This window comes from Cupriavidus sp. CPT47-8839-RL05A (assembly GCF_058792255.1).
In genome coordinates, this window is record NZ_JBYTEG010000016.1 from 1 (window position 1) to 15,160 (window position 15,160).

A 15,160-nucleotide genomic window follows, 5' to 3' on the forward strand; every position below is an offset into this window, starting at 1 on the left:
GCGCGCATCATGATGCGCGCAGGTCACGTGTCACCTATGTCTCCGAACACCTGTTACCCATGTCTCCGGTCTGTACATCCCGCTGAGGGGAGAGGGAACACACGGTTGTGTTGTGCTGTCGCCTTACGGCCGCGCCAGCTCCTTTTCTCCCGGCTTCACATACATCGAATTCCTCGGCTGCGCCAGCACGCGCCGCACCATCGGCTCGAAGAACGACAGCGGCAGCGTGTCGTAGTCCGTCATGAAGGCGGCACCGTCGTACTTGCGGCAGAACTCCGCGGTGCGCTCGAACAGCTCGGGCTGGCTGCGGTATTGCTCGCGCAGGTTGCGGTCCAGGCCGAGGTGATGGAAGAAGTAGTAGCCCTGGAACACGCCGTGCTTTTCCACCATCCACAGGTTCTCTGGGCTGACGAATGGCTTGAGGATGGCGGCGGCAATGTCGGGATGATTGAAGCTGCCGAGCGTATCGCCGATATCGTGCAGCAGCGCGCAGACCACGTATTCCTCGTCCTGGCCGTCGCGGTGCGCCAGTGTCGCGGTCTGCAGCGAATGCGTGAGCCGGTCCACGGGGAAGCCGCCGCAATCGCCATCGAGCAGGCGCAGGTGCGCCAGCACGCGATCCGGCAGCGCCCGCGCGAATGGCATGAATTCGGCGGAGATGGCGGCCCAGTCCTCGCGGGTGCCGTGTTCCATATGGCTGAAGGTGGCGCGTGCAGGCGCGTGGGTGTCGCTCATGCGGGTCTCCTTTGGTGGCAGCGTGCGCGATGGCCGCGCATCGTCTCGCCGTGTTTTGCAGGCATTGTGGCATCCGCAGCGGCGCTACACTGTCAAAAAGCTAACAATGTGCCGGCATATTGCGGCGCACCACCAAGCATGCTGATCCGTCCTTTCCGCCCGGAAGACCAATCCTGCGTCATTGCCTTGTGGCAGGCCTGCGGCCTGACCCGTCCGTGGAACGACCCGCAGCGTGATATCGCGCGCAAGCTGACCGAGCAGCCTGAACTGTTCCTGGTCGGCGACATCGACGGCAAACCCGTCGCCACTGCCATGGTGGGGTTCGACGGGCATCGCGGCTGGGTCTACTATCTGGCGGTACAGCCCGGCCTGCAGGGCAAGGGCTACGGGCGCATGCTGATGGCGCATGCCGAGCAGTTGCTGATCGAGCGGGGCTGCCCCAAGATCAACTTGCTGGTACGCGCAGGCAACCGCGCCGTGATCGATTTCTACGACAAGCTGGGCTATGCGCCCGATGAAGTGGTCAGCCTGGGCAAACGACTGATTCCAGATATTTAGCGGGCACGCCGGACCGACCTCAAGGAGACAACATGACTTTCCACGGAAGCTGCCACTGCGGCGCCATTGCCTTCGAAGTGGAGGCCGACAGCATCCCCAGCGTGATCCGCTGCAACTGCTCGATCTGCCGCCGGCGCGGCCACCTGCTGTGGTTCGTGCCGCGCGCGACGTTCAAGCTGGAAACGCCGGAGAGCAATGCCTCCACCTACCGCTTCAACACCATGAAGATCGCGCACCGCTTCTGCCCGGTGTGCGGCTGCGGTCCGTATGCGGACGGGCAGGACAAGGACGGCAAGCCGATGGCCGCGGTCAATGTGCGCTGCCTGGACAATGTCGACCTGGACAGCCTGAAGGTCATCGACTACGACGGACTGCACCACTGAGGCCGCCATGTTCCGCATCCTGGGCATCGACCACCTGGTACTGCGCAGCGCAGACGTTGACGCGCTGCGGCGCTTCTATGTCGAGGTGCTCGGCTGCAGTGTTGAGCGCGAGCAAACCGAGCTGGGCCTGACGCAGCTGCGCGCGGGCAGCGGACTGATCGACCTGGTCGCGCTCGACGGCCCGCTCGGCCGCGCCGGCGGCGCCGGACCGGGAGCGCAGGGCCGCAACCTGGACCATTTCTGCCTGCGCATCGACCCGTTCGATGCCGACGCGGTGCGGGCGCACCTGGCGCGGCATGGCGTGGACGCCGGCGAGGTGGCGCAGCGCTTCGGCGCCGAAGGCAAGGGACCGTCGCTCTATGTGAGCGATCCGGACGGCAACGTGGTCGAGCTCAAGGGACCGCCTGTTCCGGTGACCGCACAGTAACGTGCGTGTCCCGCGCGCGGAGTGCGCGCGGGATCGCTACAATTTCCGACTGGCCCCACGCGCCGCCGTCCATGGCGACCACCCCGCTGGGCCCGCCATGACAACAATAGAAGCCAGCTCCGACGCGGACGCCGCCAGCACCGCCCCAGACGCCAGCCCGGCACGCACCGGACCCGCGCACCCCGCCACGCCGCCGCGCCGGCTGGTCTGGATCCTCGGCCTGACCGAGACCATCTCCTGGGGCACGCTGTTCTTCGCCTTCACCGTTTTCATCGACCCCATGATCCGCAGCCTGGGCTGGTCCAAGCCCTTCCTGGCGGGCGGCTATTCGCTGGGGCTGCTGGTGTGGGCGCTGTGCTCGTTCGCGGTGGGGCGGTTGCTGGACCGCGCGCCGGCGCGCAAGGTGATGGGCGCGGGCTCGGTGCTGGCCGGGCTGGGCCTGCTGCTGTGGGCATGGACGCCGTCGCAGCCGGTGTTCCTGCTGATGTGGGTGCCGATCGGGCTGGCCATGGCGACCACGCTGTACGAGCCCGCCTTCGTGGTACTGCGCCAGGCCTATGGCGACCAGTATCAGAAGCCGATCGTGGTGGTCACGCTGATGGCCGGCTTTGCCAGCACTATCTTCGTGCCGCTGGCGCAATGGCTGGTGATCCATCTGGGCTGGCGCCCGACGCTGATCGGCTTCGCCGCGCTCAACCTGCTGGTCTGCGCGCCGCTGCACGCGCGCATGCGCTACGCGCTGCATCCCACTTATTCCGGCATGACCCCCGCCGACGGCCAGGCCGGCAGCCGCGACATTGCCCGCGCCACGCTGCGTCAGCCGGTGTTCTGGGCGGTGGTGCTGGCCTTTACCGCGACCGCGGTGGTGGCCTCGCTGCTGGGGGCGCACCTGATCCCGATGCTGACCGAAAAGGGCATGCCGGTGGCGCAGCAACTGGTGGTGGCCGCGCTGATCGGCCCGGCCCAGGTGGCGGGCCGCATGCTGATGATGCGCGCGGGGGTGCGCCACCCGGTGCGGCTGTCGCTGCCGGTCTATGCGCTGATGGGCGCCGGGCTGCTGTGCTTTGCGCTGGGGCACGGCGCCTGGCTGATGGTGGCCGCGGTGCTGTACGGCTGCGCCAACGGCGTCAACACCATGCTGCGCGCGATGGCCATGCCGGAACTGATCTCGCGCCATCACTACGCCACGCTCAACGGCCTGATGATGACGCCGGTGCTGCTGATGCAGGCCGCCGCGCCGTGGCTGGGCGCGCTGCTGTGGCGTGCCGCCGGCGGCTACTGGCTGATGCTGTGGGTGATGGTGGCGCTGGCGCTGGGCGCGCTGCTGGCCTTCGGCTACGCGCTGCACCGGCGCGGGCTGCTGCGCGTGGATGCCGCCAGCCGGTAGCGCGGCGTTGTCATACCCGCCTCGCGCCGATGCGGGACAATGACGGCTTTTGCAGGGGCACCGCCGCCCCCCCTGCCGCACCCTCCCATGCCTGAGCCGCATTCCCCGACCGCTTCCGCGCCCTTGCCGGCCACGGTGTCGCGCGCCACGCGCGGCACCATGGCGCTGTTCTTCGTCAATGGCGCCACCTTTGCCACGTGGGGCGTGCATATTCCCACGATCAAGGCACGCTTCGGCCTGTCCGACGCGATGCTGTCTCTGGCGATGCTGGCCGTGGCCGGCGGCGCCATCCTGGCGATGGGCCCGGTCGGGCGCTGGGTGGCGCGCGCGGGCAGCGCGCGGGCGTCGATGACGGGCGGGCTGCTGTTTGCGCTGGCCACGGTGGCGATCCTGGCGATGCCATCGTTCTGGCTGCTGCTGCCCGCGCTGGTGGCGTTCGGCATGGCCAATGCCGCCTTCGATGTCGCCATGAACGCACAGGCGGCCACGGTCGAGGCCAGCCGCACGCGGCCCGTGATGTCGGCGCTGCACGGCATGTTCAGCCTGGGCGGCATGGCCGGCGCGGGTGCGGGCGGCCTGGTGCTGTCACTGGACGTGGCGCCGCTGGCACATGCGGCGATGATGGCGGGCGTGACCGCGGCGGTGGCGCTGGGTACGCTGCCCGGGCTGCTGGCGGACCATCCGGTGCTGCCATCGGCGGCCCACCATCGCGACCACGCGGTGCGCGCGCTGTGGCTGCTGGGCCTGCTGGCGTTCCTGGGCCTGGTCGGCGAAGGCGCGATGTACGACTGGACCAGCGTCTATATGCGCGACGTGGCGCAGGCGCCCGATGGCTGGATCAGCCTGGGCTACGCTGCGTTCTCGGGCGGGATGGCGTGCGGACGCTTCGGCGGCGACCGCCTGCGCGCGCGCCTGGGCGACGGCGCCACGCTGACTGGCAGTGCCTGGCTGGGCTTTGGCGGCATTGCGCTGGCGCTGCTGGTGCCGCTGCCGCTAGCCGCGCTGGCAGGCTTTACGCTGATGGGGCTGGGCGCGGCCAATATGGTGCCGATCTTCTTCGTTGCCGCGTCGCGGCTGCCGGGCGTGGCGCCGGCCGAAGCAATTTCGCGCGTGGCGCGCTTTGCCTACCTGGGGCTGCTGCTGGGGCCGGTGCTGATCGGCGGGGTCGCGCACCTGGCCAACCTGCGCATCGGGCTGGCGCTGGTGGCGCTGACCATGGGCTGGATCGCGCTCGCGGGCGCGCGCTCGGCACGGCGCTACCTGCCGGCGCGCGCCGGCACGCCGGCGGCACAGGCCCCGGCCGAACGGTAACGCGCGTCAGGCCGCCGCGCGCAGCGGTGCGCCGGCGCCCAGGCCCTCGAACACGAAGCTGTCCATGGCGAGCACGCCATAGGTCACCTCATCGGCAACCCGCGACACGCTGGCCGGCGCCGGCCCTGCGCCACTGGCAGCCTGGGGACCCAAGGCCGCGCCCAGCGCCACGAAGAACGGCAGCAGGTGCTCGTCGGTCGGGTGCGCGCGGCGCGCATACGGCGCCTGGGCGCGGTAGTCGGCAATGCGGCCGGTATCGCCGCTGGCCAGGGCCTCGTCGAGGGCATCCGCCATCCAGCCGCGGAAGGCTTCCACATATGGCTCGGCCTGCGGCCCATGCTGGTCGCGCCGGCCGCCGCCAAACACTTCCTGCAGGTTGTGCGTGAAGCTGCCGGAGGCCAGCACCAGCACGCCCTCGTCGCGCAGCGGCGCCAGCGCGCGGCCGATCTCGATCTGCGTTGCGGGCGACAAGTAGGGGTTCAGCGCCAGTTGCACCACCGGCACGTCGGCATCCGGGAAGAAGTGGCGCATCGGCATCCAGGCGCCGTGGTCCAGCGGGCGTTCTTCGTCCTGGCCGACAAACCCGGCACCGGGGACCGCTGCCGCCTCGACCAGGGCCTTGACCCGCCCGGCCAGCGCCGGCGAACCCGGGGCGTCGTAGCGCAGTGCGTACAGCTCGCGCGGGAAGCCGCCGAAATCGTGCCAGGCTTCCTGGCGCTCGCGGCTGGTGACAGCCAGCGTGCTGTAGATCCAGTGCGCCGAGATCACCAGCACCGCGCGCGGGCGCCGGGTGCGCAGTTGCCCGCCCAGCGCATCGAAGGCGGCGCCGGTGGGGCCGGGATCGATGGCGAGCATCGGGGAACCGTGGGAGATGTAGAGCGAGGGAAGCATGGCAGGACCACCTTCAAACTGTTTGTGTACCTGCATCGAGTTTGGCAAAGATCCGCGCTGGGCACGGGCGCCATTTGCGGACACGTCGTGCAAAAAAGTTGAACGGCCGGGCCCAGCGTGGCGTGGCGCACACAGCGCCTCGGTCACCGGCAACGCAGCCAGGGGCGATCGGCCTATGATGCAACCGTGAGCCCCCGGCGGTGTCATCCGGCGGGGCTCCTGCAACGCCTTGATGCCACCGGCACGCCCCGCGCGCCATGTGTGGCCGGAGACTTCGGTGGTACCGCGCATCCCGCGCCGCCCCGGGCGGCACCCTCCCTTCCTGGCCCACTGGTGGCAACCGGGCGTCTACGGCAGCGTGCCCGCCGTCGCCCTGTGGATCCTGGCGCGCCTGCCGGCCGGCTTGCTGGCATCCCTGGCCGGCACGCCCGCTGCGGCAACCTGGCTGAACCATGCCGGCGACACCGTGTTCGTGACCGGCTGGGCCGCCAGTGCGCTGCTGCTGTGGCTCACGCGCCGCCGGCCGGCGCCCACCCATCCAGCCATGCCGGCTACGCCGCCCTCCCCGCCCTCCGGACCGTCGACCCGCCGCCATCCGGCCGCCTGACCGGCGCCGCGCCGATTTAAGGCGGCAGCAGTCCGATCTGAAAGATTTCGCGCGACGCTCCCTCACTATCCTGCGTCGCTAGAATGCGCGGGAGATTGCCGCACGGCAGCGCGCTGCGGCACTGACTGCACAGAGATTGTCCATGTCCGCACGCCAGCGACACCGACGGTTCCACCCCGCGCCTAGCCGCCGCTCGCGACCCCTTTGGCGGACGGCCCTGGCCGCCATAGGCGCGGCGGCGCTGCTGGCCGCCGGCGCGGCACATGCCCAGGGCGCGCCCGGACTGCGCCTGGCCGGGGCCAATGTGCAGCGGCACGCCAACGCGGTGCTGTCGCTGATGGCGTACTCGGTGGTGCCGGACCTTACCTCCAGCTCGCTGTCGATCAACAACACCAGCACCGACGATCCCGGCATCGTCATGTCGCAGCTGGGCGGCGGCTTCACCATCAGCAAGTCGTTCCCGCTCTACCTGGAAGGCGCCATCGCCTACAGCCGCTACGATCCCACCTTCGTTGCCACCAATGGCGCCGAATCCCGCGCCATCCCGACCCGCTGGAACACCTTTTCCGGCACCATCGGCGTGGGCTGGGACTTTCCGCTGACGGCCAACAAGGAACTGGTGTTCCGGCCGATCTTCAACGCCTCGCTGGGCAATGTCTCCAGCGACCTGTCAATCGGCAAGTTCGCGGTCGAGCAGGTCACCGATCGCCAGCTCAACTTCCTCGACGGCGGCAGCCTGAATGCCTACGGGCTGGGCGGCTCGGTGATGCTGGACTGGGAGCACTACCGCGAGAACTACGAGATCGACGTGGAACTGCGCTACACCAATATCCACCTGCAGAGCTTCGGCGGTACGTCCAGCGCGGTCACGGGCACGGCCACGGCGCAGACCGCCAACCTGTGGGCGCGCTGGCGGGCGCCAACCGGGATGCATGCGTTCGACCGGCCGGTACGATACGTGCTTGAGCTATCACATTCACACTACCTTGGCAGCCAGGCCGGCATCCTCGGCTTCAACTACCTGACCACGCTCGGCACCGGGCTGGAACTGGACACCAGCGCGCACGAGGTCTTTGTCACGCGGATCCGGGCGGTGCTGCGCTATGTGTTCGGCAACAACGTGTCGGGCGTCTCGCTGGGGCTGGCGGTCAGCTTCTGAGCGCGTTCACGGCGGTTCAGGGGCGGATGGAAAATTAAGGAATCGCTTAATATCACGGTTTCCCCGCCTTTCCGACGCTTCATGACCGCGACTACCGCCCCCATCCCCGACATTTCAGCCGCCACCCGACGAAAGGCGATCATCGCCGCGACCATCGGCAACGGCCTGGAATGGTTCGACTTCACCGTCTACAGCTTCTTTGCCGTCATCATCGCCAAGCTGTTCTTCCCGACCGGCGATGACCTGACCTCGTTCCTGCTGACCGTCGCCACCTTCGGTGTGGGCTTCTTCATGCGCCCGGTCGGCGCCATCGTGCTGGGCGTCTACGCCGACCGCGTGGGCCGCAAGGCGGCGCTGACGCTGACCATCTTGCTGATGGCGCTGGGCACGGCCATCATCGGGCTGGCCCCGACCTACGACCAGATCGGCCTGTGGGCACCGGCGCTGATCGTGTTGGCGCGCCTGATCCAGGGCTTCTCCGCCGGCGGCGAGGTGGGAGGCGCCACCGCCTTCCTGATCGAGCACGCGCCCGACGCCGAGCGCGGCGCCTACGCCAGCTGGCAGCAGGCCAGCCAGGGCATCTCCTTCATGCTGGGCGCGGCCATGGGCGCGCTGGTCACCAATGGCCTGTCGCCCGAGCAGATCGATGCCTGGGGCTGGCGCATCCCGTTCCTGTTCGGCCTGCTGATCGGCCCGGTCGGCATGTATATCCGCTCGCACCTGGACGAGCCGCCCGAGTTCGAGGCGCGTCAGGCCGCGCGCAAGGCCGCCAAGGTCAAGTTCTCGCCGCTCACGCAGGTGCTGCGCGACCACCCGCGCGAAGTGCTGGCCGGCCTGGGCGTGACCATCCTGTGGACGGTGTGCACCTACGTGCTGGTGTTCTATATGCCGTCGTACGCCAAGCAGCAGCTGGGCCTGCCGCTGGGCGCGACCTTCAAGTCGACCGCGCTGTGCGGCGCCATCATCCTGGTGCTGTGCCCGCTGATGGGCATGCTGTCGGACCGCATGGGCCGCAAGCGCATGCTGGGCATCGTGGCGCTGCTGATCGGCGTGCTGGCTTATCCGCTGTTCCACTGGCTCAATGTGTCGCCGAGCACGCAGACGCTGCTGCAGGTGCAGATCGTGCTGGGCATCCTGCTGGCGGCCTTCACCGGCCCGGCCCCGGCGGTGCTGGCCGAGCAGTTCCCGACCGAGGTGCGCTCCACCGGGCTGTCGCTGGCCTACAACTTCGCCGTGACCATCTTCGGCGGCTTTGCGCCGCTAATCCTGACCTGGCTGATCGAGTCGACGCAGAACAAGCTGGCGCCGGCTTACTACGTGATCGCCGCTGCCGTGGTGAGTTTTATCGCGCTGGTGTTCATGCACGACCGCACGGGCAAGAAGCTGGCCTGAGCCGTCCGCGCCAGTTCCAGGCAAGAAAGCCAGCCGCGAGGCTGGCTTTTTTGTTGCGCGCGGGCAGCCCGTCTAGCCGGCTTCGTCCTCGTCCCGGTGGATATTGATCACATGCCGAGCCTCGAAGCACAGCGGCATGCCCGGGTTCATCTCGTCGGTGCAATACGGCTGGTTATCAAGCTCGCCGGTATAAAGGCTGCCCTCGCGCCCGGTGACGATGACCCACATCCGCTCCACGTGAACCTCTTCGCTGCCCGTCTCGTCCGCGACCAGGATGCGGAAGATCAGCTTGACCAGCTGGCCGGGTGCGAGTTCATCACGCTCCTCGCGCGGCGGCATCCAGAAGGTCTCGGGATGGGCGGCGGCGATGGGCTCGGCGTCGTCGAGCTCCCATCCGTCTTCGTCCAGGGTTGTCAATCGCATGTCCATTTTCAGCCTTCCGCAATCTCTCAGGTGCGGGCATGATCGCAGCAAATGCGCCGGTCGGCGAGAGCCTGGCCGGCGTGCGGGACTTTCAACAGGGAACAGGTACCCATGACAAGCAAGAAGGAAGCAGCGGTGCGCTGCGGCTGGTGCGGCACGCTGGAGGACTATTGCCACTACCACGACACCGAGTGGGGCTTTCCGGTCGCCGACGACCGCCGGCTGTTCGAGAAGCTGTGCCTGGAAGGCTTCCAGTCCGGCCTGAGCTGGCTGACCATCCTGCGCAAGCGCGAGGCCTTCCGCAAGGCGTTTGCCAATTTCGACATCGAAAAGGTGGCGCGCTTCAGCGAGCGCGATATTGCGCGCCTGCTCGGCGACGCCGGCATCGTGCGCCACCGCGGCAAGATCGAGGCGGCCATCAACAATGCGCAGCGGGCCCGCGAACTGCTGGAGACGGAATCGTCGCTGGCCGCCTACTTCTGGCGCTTCGAGCCCGATCCGTCCAGCCGGCCCAGGGTGCTGACACCCGAGGTGCTGCGCACCATGGCGACTTCGCCGGAATCCACGGCGCTGTCAAAGGACCTGAAGAAGCGCGGCTGGCGCTTTGTCGGTCCCACCACCATGTACGCGCTGATGCAGGCGATGGGGCTGGTCAATGACCACCAGGAAGGCTGCACGACCCGGGCCGAGGTGCTGGCTGCACGCAAGGTGTTCAAGGTGCCGCGCTAGCGTTGCGTGGACGTATACCCGGCGCGCGCCAGGTATACGCCGGCGCACCAGCGCCATGGCCCGCGTAAACGTCAGGCCAATGCGAACGGCGCAACGGTCCTGTCTATGTCTTTAATATTGTTTACGTATGTAAACATAGTAGTAGTAGGTAAACCAGGCATCAGGCCGTGGATAAGTCACCTTTCTCCTTTCGGCTCAGGGACTTGCAGCAAAGATAACCACCGCGGGATAACCCTGATTCGCCGGGATAGCGTGGCAGTCACGTATACGTCAGCAGTGCGGGCGCCGCAGTTATCCGTATACGTCCCACAAGGCACCCCCAGGCGGGGCACAGCTTGTCCGGCCGGTTATCCCCAGCAACCGGCAAAGATGTCCACAGGCCGGGCTCAGGCAGCGCTGGCCTGGCTGCTCATGTATACGGGATCGACGTGCGTCATCACGTTGAGCACGTGATGGTGCTCCAGGGTGCGGCGCCGGGCTTCGACCGCGATCGCATGCCCCTGCGCCACCGTCAGCGCGGCATCGATCTCCAGGTGCACGTCAACCAGCACCTGGTCGCCCATCTTGCGGGTGCGCAGGTCGTGCAGGCCCAGCACGCCGGGCGTGCCCAGCATGGTCGCGCGGATCGCCGCGACGGTTTCCTCGTCGGCCGCGCGGTCCATCAGGTCGTTGAGCGCATCCCAGCCGAAACGCAGGCCCATGCGCGCAACCATCAGCCCGACCACGATGGCCGCCACCGGGTCGAGCATGTGGTAGCCCAGCAGGTTGCCGCCAATACCCAGCGCCACCACCAGCGACGAGGCCGCATCCGAGCGCGCATGCCAGGCATTGGCCACCAGCATGCCCGAGCGCACGCGCCGCGCCACCGCGAGCATGTAGCGGAACAGCAGTTCCTTGGACACCAGCGCGACCAGTGCCGCCCACAAGGCCACTGGCTGCACCGGCTGCAGGCTGGCCGGGTGCTGCAATTTGTCCACCGCCGCCCACAGCATGCCTGCCCCCACCGCCAGCAGCAGCGCGCCGAGTGCCAGCGACGCCGCGGTCTCGAAGCGCAGGTGGCCGTACTGGTGGTGGGCGTCCGGATCCTTGCGGCTCTGCCAGGCGGCCAGCAGCACCACGAAGTCGGACAGCAGGTCCGAGAGGGAATGCGCGGCGTCGGCGATCAGCGCCTGCGAGCCAGAGATGACACCGGCCACCGCCTGCGCGGCGGTCAGGCCGATATTGACGGCCACGCTGACCAGCGTGCTGCGCCGGCCAGCCCGGTGGCGCGCGTCGGCCTCGGCCGGGCTGGCGGCGGTGGCGTCGTCCGGAAGGCCGGCGGATGCCGGCCGCAGAGGGTTGTGTTCCGATTCCATCGGGTGACTATAGCCCAACATCCGCGACAGGCGGACCGGGCCACGGCGGCGCTGCCGTGCCGATTTCGTAACAGCGCTGGCGAAGTTCTGGTGTCGCCTTTACCGTTACACAGGACGGGAACACCCGGACACTGCAAGGAGGACCCAACGATGGCGATTCGGTCACTTGCCTCGCACAGCACATCCCAGCTGCGCCGCCTGGTCGGACAGATGCAGGCGGAAGTCGATGCATTAGAGAACCTTTCCACCCCAGACGCCGACGCGCAAAGCCGCCTTGGCTATGCCATCGGCCGCCTGCGCGACGGCATCGAGGCGGTCGAGGACGCGCTGCAGTCGCTGCGCGCGCTGCAACAGGTACGGCCCTCGGCGATGAAGGCCCGCCGGCCGACCCGGGTGGCCTAGCCTACCCGCGCCTGCACGCTGGCGCGACCCACACGGCCGGGCAAATCGCTCGCGCTCCTTGTTGTCCCCACGGGCCGGCTTACGCCGCCGGGCAATAGCGCAGCGCCTGCGACATGGCCGCGCACGCGGCCGGCACCGGGCCGATGACGGGAATCGGAAAGCGCTGGCCCAGCGCCCGGGCGGCCTCGCCCAGCGGGCCGCCGCCGATGATCACGGCTTGCGCGCCGTCGGCTCGGATGCAGGTATCGACCGCGCCCGCCAGCAGGTCTTCCTGCTGCTGCGGCGCGCCGCCCAGCGCGCGCGGATCGCCCTCGGTGAAGCGCGTGCCCGTGAACAGCTCGTCCAACCCCTGCCGGCGCACGCTGGCGCTGATCGACGCCGCCAGCCGCGGCGTGGTGGTGGCGATGCCGAAGCGCCGCCGCCCGGCTGCGGCCGCGTGCATCGAGGCTTCGCCGATACCCACCACCGGCACTGACAGCTGCGCGCGCAGGGCCTCGATGCCGGGGTCGCCGAAGGCGCCGACGATCACGCCGTCGGCACCGCCGGCCAGGCGCAGCATGTCTGCAGCGCAGATCGCCTCGGCGGCCACGGCAAGATCGTCTTCGTCGATGATCATCGGCGCGCCGCGCGTGACCGTCGCGCCGACCACGGCCGGCGGCGCGGGCATGGCCTGCGCGAACCAGGCGCGCGCGATCTCGACCATCATCTGCGTGGTGGCGCTCGACGTATTCGGGTTGATCAGCAGGATGTGGCTCATGGATGCCTCTTGAGATTCAGGAATGCCAGCGCAGGGACATCGCCAGCGGGTGGCTCGATTTCCTGTTGGCTTGCATGGGATCGAACAAGGCCCCGGCGGGCGTAGGTTGGCGGCGGCACAAGGCGCGTACGCCTGTGCCGAGGTGTCAACGATAGCGTATGGCGGCTGCCAGCGCGAGATGGCGGACAGCGCGGGCGGCAGAAACACAAAAGCCCCGGAAAGCGTTGGCTTTCCGGGGCTTTTGCGCGGGATATCTGGTGGACCGAAGGAGGATCGAACTCCCGACCTCTGCATTGCGAATCCCATTCAGGCTCACATAAGCCCATGATTCCAAAGCGAATTACACGAGGATTGTCCAACAGCATCAAGCACTTAGGCTCTTTCCGGTATGTCGAGTTATGCCGAAGTATTCGCCACTCTACCAGAAGAACTTGCGCCGTCCTTGGACAGAATTTGGACAAGATCCGCAAGCCACAAGATCGAAGAAACCTCCTTGACCGCACTTGATTACACGCAAGTATAATCACCGCACCGGACTGGCCTGTAGTCCGGTGCACGTCTTAGAGAAGTCCGTCATGGGACGAGCACCTGGAGGCCACGAAAGCGAGCATGACGGCTGCGCTTGCCTCGGAAAAAGTGTGGATATGGCAAGCAAGAGCGAAGGATATACAGCGCGGGGTAGCGCCCGTGGAGGAACGCCAAGACAGGAACTTACGAGATCTCCTGTCGCGGAAGCAAGGGGCGACTCGCGTGGTCGCCAGCCCAGCGGAAGCCGGCGTTTCGGAAAACACGACGAACAGCCGTGAGCCTAATCCTGACTCCTAGGATTGGCAAATACCGGACCACATCTCTCTCGGTTACGACCCTGGCCACAATGCAGTGACCGCGGTCGCTCAAGAGGTGTTCTGTCGTGGCCTTCGCGCATCTTACCTACCTTCAATACCTGTCACCGCTTTACCCGCCAACGCTTTCCGTACGCCAGGTGAGCGAGATTACCAGCGAGACCGAGCAAACCATTCGCAACGCGCTGAACAAGAAGCGCTATCCGATTCCGTCCTTCAAGATCGGCAGCAAGCGGGTGTTCAGCTTAGTTGAGGTAGCCACATACCTAGAGGCATTGCGCACTGCCGATCCAAGTCACCTGACAAATCAGCGTCCGAAACGAGGCCGCCCGACAAAGGTCGAAAAGCTCTTGAGGGAACGAGCGCATAGCGGCCAATCTGCGGCTGGCAGCAGTATTCACATGCAAGGGGGCGCGCGATGACCCTGACCACCGCCGTCAAGTTGCCGCCTGAACATGTTCGAGATGGCCATGCTGCCCTTCGACGCTCCCGAGATATGCGGCCACAGCAGGAGCCATTCGAAGCTCAGACGCACTGGTTCCACGTCTTCAAGACGATGATTGACAGCGGCGATGTGGCAAAAATGGGGCCGCATGCAACTACTACCTATCTCGTCATCAAAGCGCATACCAACTACGCGACAGGCCATTCGTTCCCGCAATTGGAAACCATCGCAGCAAAGGCCGGGATCTCACTCGCCCAGGTCAAACGTGAGATCAAGACATTGGAGCAGCTCGGCTACATCACTAAGTCCCGGGTTGGCCGTCGCAACGACTACCGGCTCCGTGAGAAGGTCGAGATAATTGGCGACGATGGGCGGCCGGCTGCCGTCGCGACTTGGGACTACTTGCCAAGCACCGTCAAACACGCCGTCGCCGATTTGAAGCATGTCCTTATAACTGGCGACCTGGCCGGGGCCAAGATCGTGCATATCGAACGGCTGCAACTGAACGTGAATCATCTGCATGACAATGCAACGAACTTCAACGTGCTGGAGTTCATATCCAATTTGGAGAGCTTGCCAGCCGAGCAGCGCGAGCGAATCCATTCTGCATACGCGGCCAGCAAAAAGCGGACTGAACGAAATAAACTATGAGACTTGTACACAGCTCTGCCTGAGCCGTATCAGGGTGAGCTGTGAATAAGTGAAAATCGGCTCACATAGAGCTGCTTTGCCAGTGGACGCGGCTCCCTCTGAGCCGCTAAAGAGAAAAGGTTTATCTCTATAAAGAGATCGCGAACAACCTCAGCATTGAGGGCTGGTCTAAGCGGAGCGGCCGACCTGTCAGCCGCCCTCACGGCACAAGCGCCGTGACCCTGCGGGCGCTAAGACCCGGACAAATCACGCCCGCCCAGCAAACCGGCCGGCCGCTCAGCCGGGATCGTGTGCGACCCAGCCCAGAACCGAATTCGCCAAACCACCGCCTAAGTATCGCCTGGTAGAAGGGGGCTCCTTGGGAAAGCGTAGGGGCTACGACTGCGAGTGACCAGGGCAAACTATCGTGCGCAGGCCCAAGCACGCGGGACGCTAAGCCGAGTCCAACTGCAAAAGATCTTGCTGGAAGCGCATTACTGCCATTGATCGTTGACTTGGGTTCAGGCGGCCATGCGCCCGAAGCCGCGCCCTTTGGGCGCGGTTTGCCGGTAGGGGCCGGGGCGGTAGCCCTGCCGCGTAGCGGCACCCCGTAGCCCGGCAAAGGTATGGCCGGCCTTTGAATAGGGTCGGAATCGTTGGCTTGCTTGACGATAGAGAACTATTCCACCGAAAATTCTGCGCGCTTGGGCTCGAAGGTGAAAGTTGA

At 66.7% G+C, this 15,160-nt stretch carries 17 protein-coding genes; 12 read left to right on the plus strand and 5 right to left on the minus strand.

Going from position 1 to position 15,160, the window contains the following annotated elements; translation table 11 throughout:
* Positions 1–123 precede the first annotated feature (123 nt).
* Positions 124–735 carry an HD domain-containing protein gene (locus tag AC3WVS_RS19715; RefSeq protein ID WP_492319995.1) on the minus strand — a complete coding sequence of 204 codons (612 nt, stop codon included), beginning with the start codon at positions 733–735 and terminating at the stop codon, positions 124–126.
* Between the two features lie 138 nt (positions 736–873).
* On the opposite strand from AC3WVS_RS19715, the gene AC3WVS_RS19720 reads away from it, so the two are divergent.
* From AC3WVS_RS19720 to AC3WVS_RS19740, 5 genes are all read left to right on the plus strand, one after another.
* Positions 874–1,293 (plus strand): GNAT family acetyltransferase, encoded by a 420-nt coding sequence (locus AC3WVS_RS19720; RefSeq protein WP_492319996.1) that lies wholly within the window; start codon positions 874–876, stop codon positions 1,291–1,293.
* Positions 1,294–1,325: 32 nt separating this feature from the next.
* Positions 1,326–1,676 carry a GFA family protein gene (locus AC3WVS_RS19725; RefSeq protein ID WP_013958300.1) on the plus strand — a complete coding sequence of 117 codons (351 nt, stop codon included), beginning with the start codon at positions 1,326–1,328 and terminating at the stop codon, positions 1,674–1,676.
* Between the two features lie 7 nt (positions 1,677–1,683).
* Complete coding sequence (locus AC3WVS_RS19730; RefSeq protein ID WP_492319997.1) at positions 1,684–2,103, plus strand: VOC family protein; 420 nt, start codon at positions 1,684–1,686, stop codon at positions 2,101–2,103.
* A gap of 97 nt (positions 2,104–2,200) precedes the next feature.
* Positions 2,201–3,490: an MFS transporter gene (locus AC3WVS_RS19735; RefSeq protein WP_492319998.1), complete on the plus strand. Its 1,290-nt coding sequence runs from the start codon at positions 2,201–2,203 to the stop codon at positions 3,488–3,490.
* Positions 3,491–3,577: 87 nt separating this feature from the next.
* Positions 3,578–4,801: an MFS transporter gene (locus AC3WVS_RS19740; protein WP_492319999.1), complete on the plus strand. Its 1,224-nt coding sequence runs from the start codon at positions 3,578–3,580 to the stop codon at positions 4,799–4,801.
* 6 nt (positions 4,802–4,807) lie between these two features.
* On the opposite strand, the gene AC3WVS_RS19745 is transcribed toward AC3WVS_RS19740, so the two are convergent.
* Positions 4,808–5,692 (minus strand): DODA-type extradiol aromatic ring-opening family dioxygenase, encoded by an 885-nt coding sequence (locus AC3WVS_RS19745; RefSeq protein ID WP_492320000.1) that lies wholly within the window; start codon positions 5,690–5,692, stop codon positions 4,808–4,810.
* A 232-nt stretch (positions 5,693–5,924) separates the two neighbouring features.
* Here AC3WVS_RS19745 and AC3WVS_RS19750 point away from each other — a divergent pair, with 232 nt between their 5' ends.
* The 3 genes from AC3WVS_RS19750 (at position 5,925) to AC3WVS_RS19760 (ending at position 8,850) form a co-directional block, all read left to right on the plus strand.
* A complete protein-coding gene (locus AC3WVS_RS19750) occupies positions 5,925–6,299 on the plus strand; it encodes a hypothetical protein (protein WP_492320001.1) in 375 nt (124 codons plus the stop codon).
* 142 nt (positions 6,300–6,441) lie between these two features.
* Positions 6,442–7,458, plus strand: a complete 1,017-nt coding sequence (locus AC3WVS_RS19755) for a hypothetical protein (RefSeq protein ID WP_492320002.1) — start codon at positions 6,442–6,444, stop codon at positions 7,456–7,458.
* Between the two features lie 81 nt (positions 7,459–7,539).
* Positions 7,540–8,850 (plus strand): MFS transporter, encoded by a 1,311-nt coding sequence (locus AC3WVS_RS19760; protein WP_492320003.1) that lies wholly within the window; start codon positions 7,540–7,542, stop codon positions 8,848–8,850.
* A 72-nt stretch (positions 8,851–8,922) separates the two neighbouring features.
* Here AC3WVS_RS19760 and AC3WVS_RS19765 read toward each other — a convergent pair whose 3' ends face one another.
* Complete coding sequence (locus AC3WVS_RS19765; protein ID WP_492320004.1) at positions 8,923–9,279, minus strand: DUF2314 domain-containing protein; 357 nt, start codon at positions 9,277–9,279, stop codon at positions 8,923–8,925.
* Positions 9,280–9,384: 105 nt separating this feature from the next.
* Here AC3WVS_RS19765 and AC3WVS_RS19770 point away from each other — a divergent pair, with 105 nt between their 5' ends.
* A complete protein-coding gene (locus tag AC3WVS_RS19770) occupies positions 9,385–10,002 on the plus strand; it encodes a DNA-3-methyladenine glycosylase I (protein ID WP_492320005.1) in 618 nt (205 codons plus the stop codon).
* A 386-nt stretch (positions 10,003–10,388) separates the two neighbouring features.
* Here the strand turns inward: AC3WVS_RS19770 and AC3WVS_RS19775 are convergent, their stop codons facing one another.
* The gene (locus AC3WVS_RS19775; RefSeq protein WP_492320006.1) at positions 10,389–11,357 is read right to left on the minus strand and encodes a cation diffusion facilitator family transporter; all 969 of its coding nucleotides are present in this window, start codon (positions 11,355–11,357) and stop codon (positions 10,389–10,391) included.
* A 150-nt stretch (positions 11,358–11,507) separates the two neighbouring features.
* Between AC3WVS_RS19775 and AC3WVS_RS19780 the strand changes: the two genes are divergently transcribed.
* Positions 11,508–11,759: a hypothetical protein gene (locus tag AC3WVS_RS19780; protein WP_010813430.1), complete on the plus strand. Its 252-nt coding sequence runs from the start codon at positions 11,508–11,510 to the stop codon at positions 11,757–11,759.
* A 79-nt stretch (positions 11,760–11,838) separates the two neighbouring features.
* Here the strand turns inward: AC3WVS_RS19780 and AC3WVS_RS19785 are convergent, their stop codons facing one another.
* The gene (locus AC3WVS_RS19785) at positions 11,839–12,516 is read right to left on the minus strand and encodes an aspartate/glutamate racemase family protein (protein WP_492320007.1); all 678 of its coding nucleotides are present in this window, start codon (positions 12,514–12,516) and stop codon (positions 11,839–11,841) included.
* A gap of 910 nt (positions 12,517–13,426) precedes the next feature.
* Here AC3WVS_RS19785 and AC3WVS_RS19790 point away from each other — a divergent pair.
* Both AC3WVS_RS19790 and AC3WVS_RS19795 read left to right on the plus strand, forming a co-directional pair.
* Complete coding sequence (locus AC3WVS_RS19790) at positions 13,427–13,780, plus strand: helix-turn-helix domain-containing protein (protein ID WP_492320008.1); 354 nt, start codon at positions 13,427–13,429, stop codon at positions 13,778–13,780.
* Complete coding sequence (locus AC3WVS_RS19795; protein ID WP_492320009.1) at positions 13,777–14,454, plus strand: helix-turn-helix domain-containing protein; 678 nt, start codon at positions 13,777–13,779, stop codon at positions 14,452–14,454. Before AC3WVS_RS19790 ends, AC3WVS_RS19795 begins: the two co-directional genes overlap by 4 nt.
* The last annotated feature ends 706 nt before the right edge of the window (positions 14,455–15,160 follow it).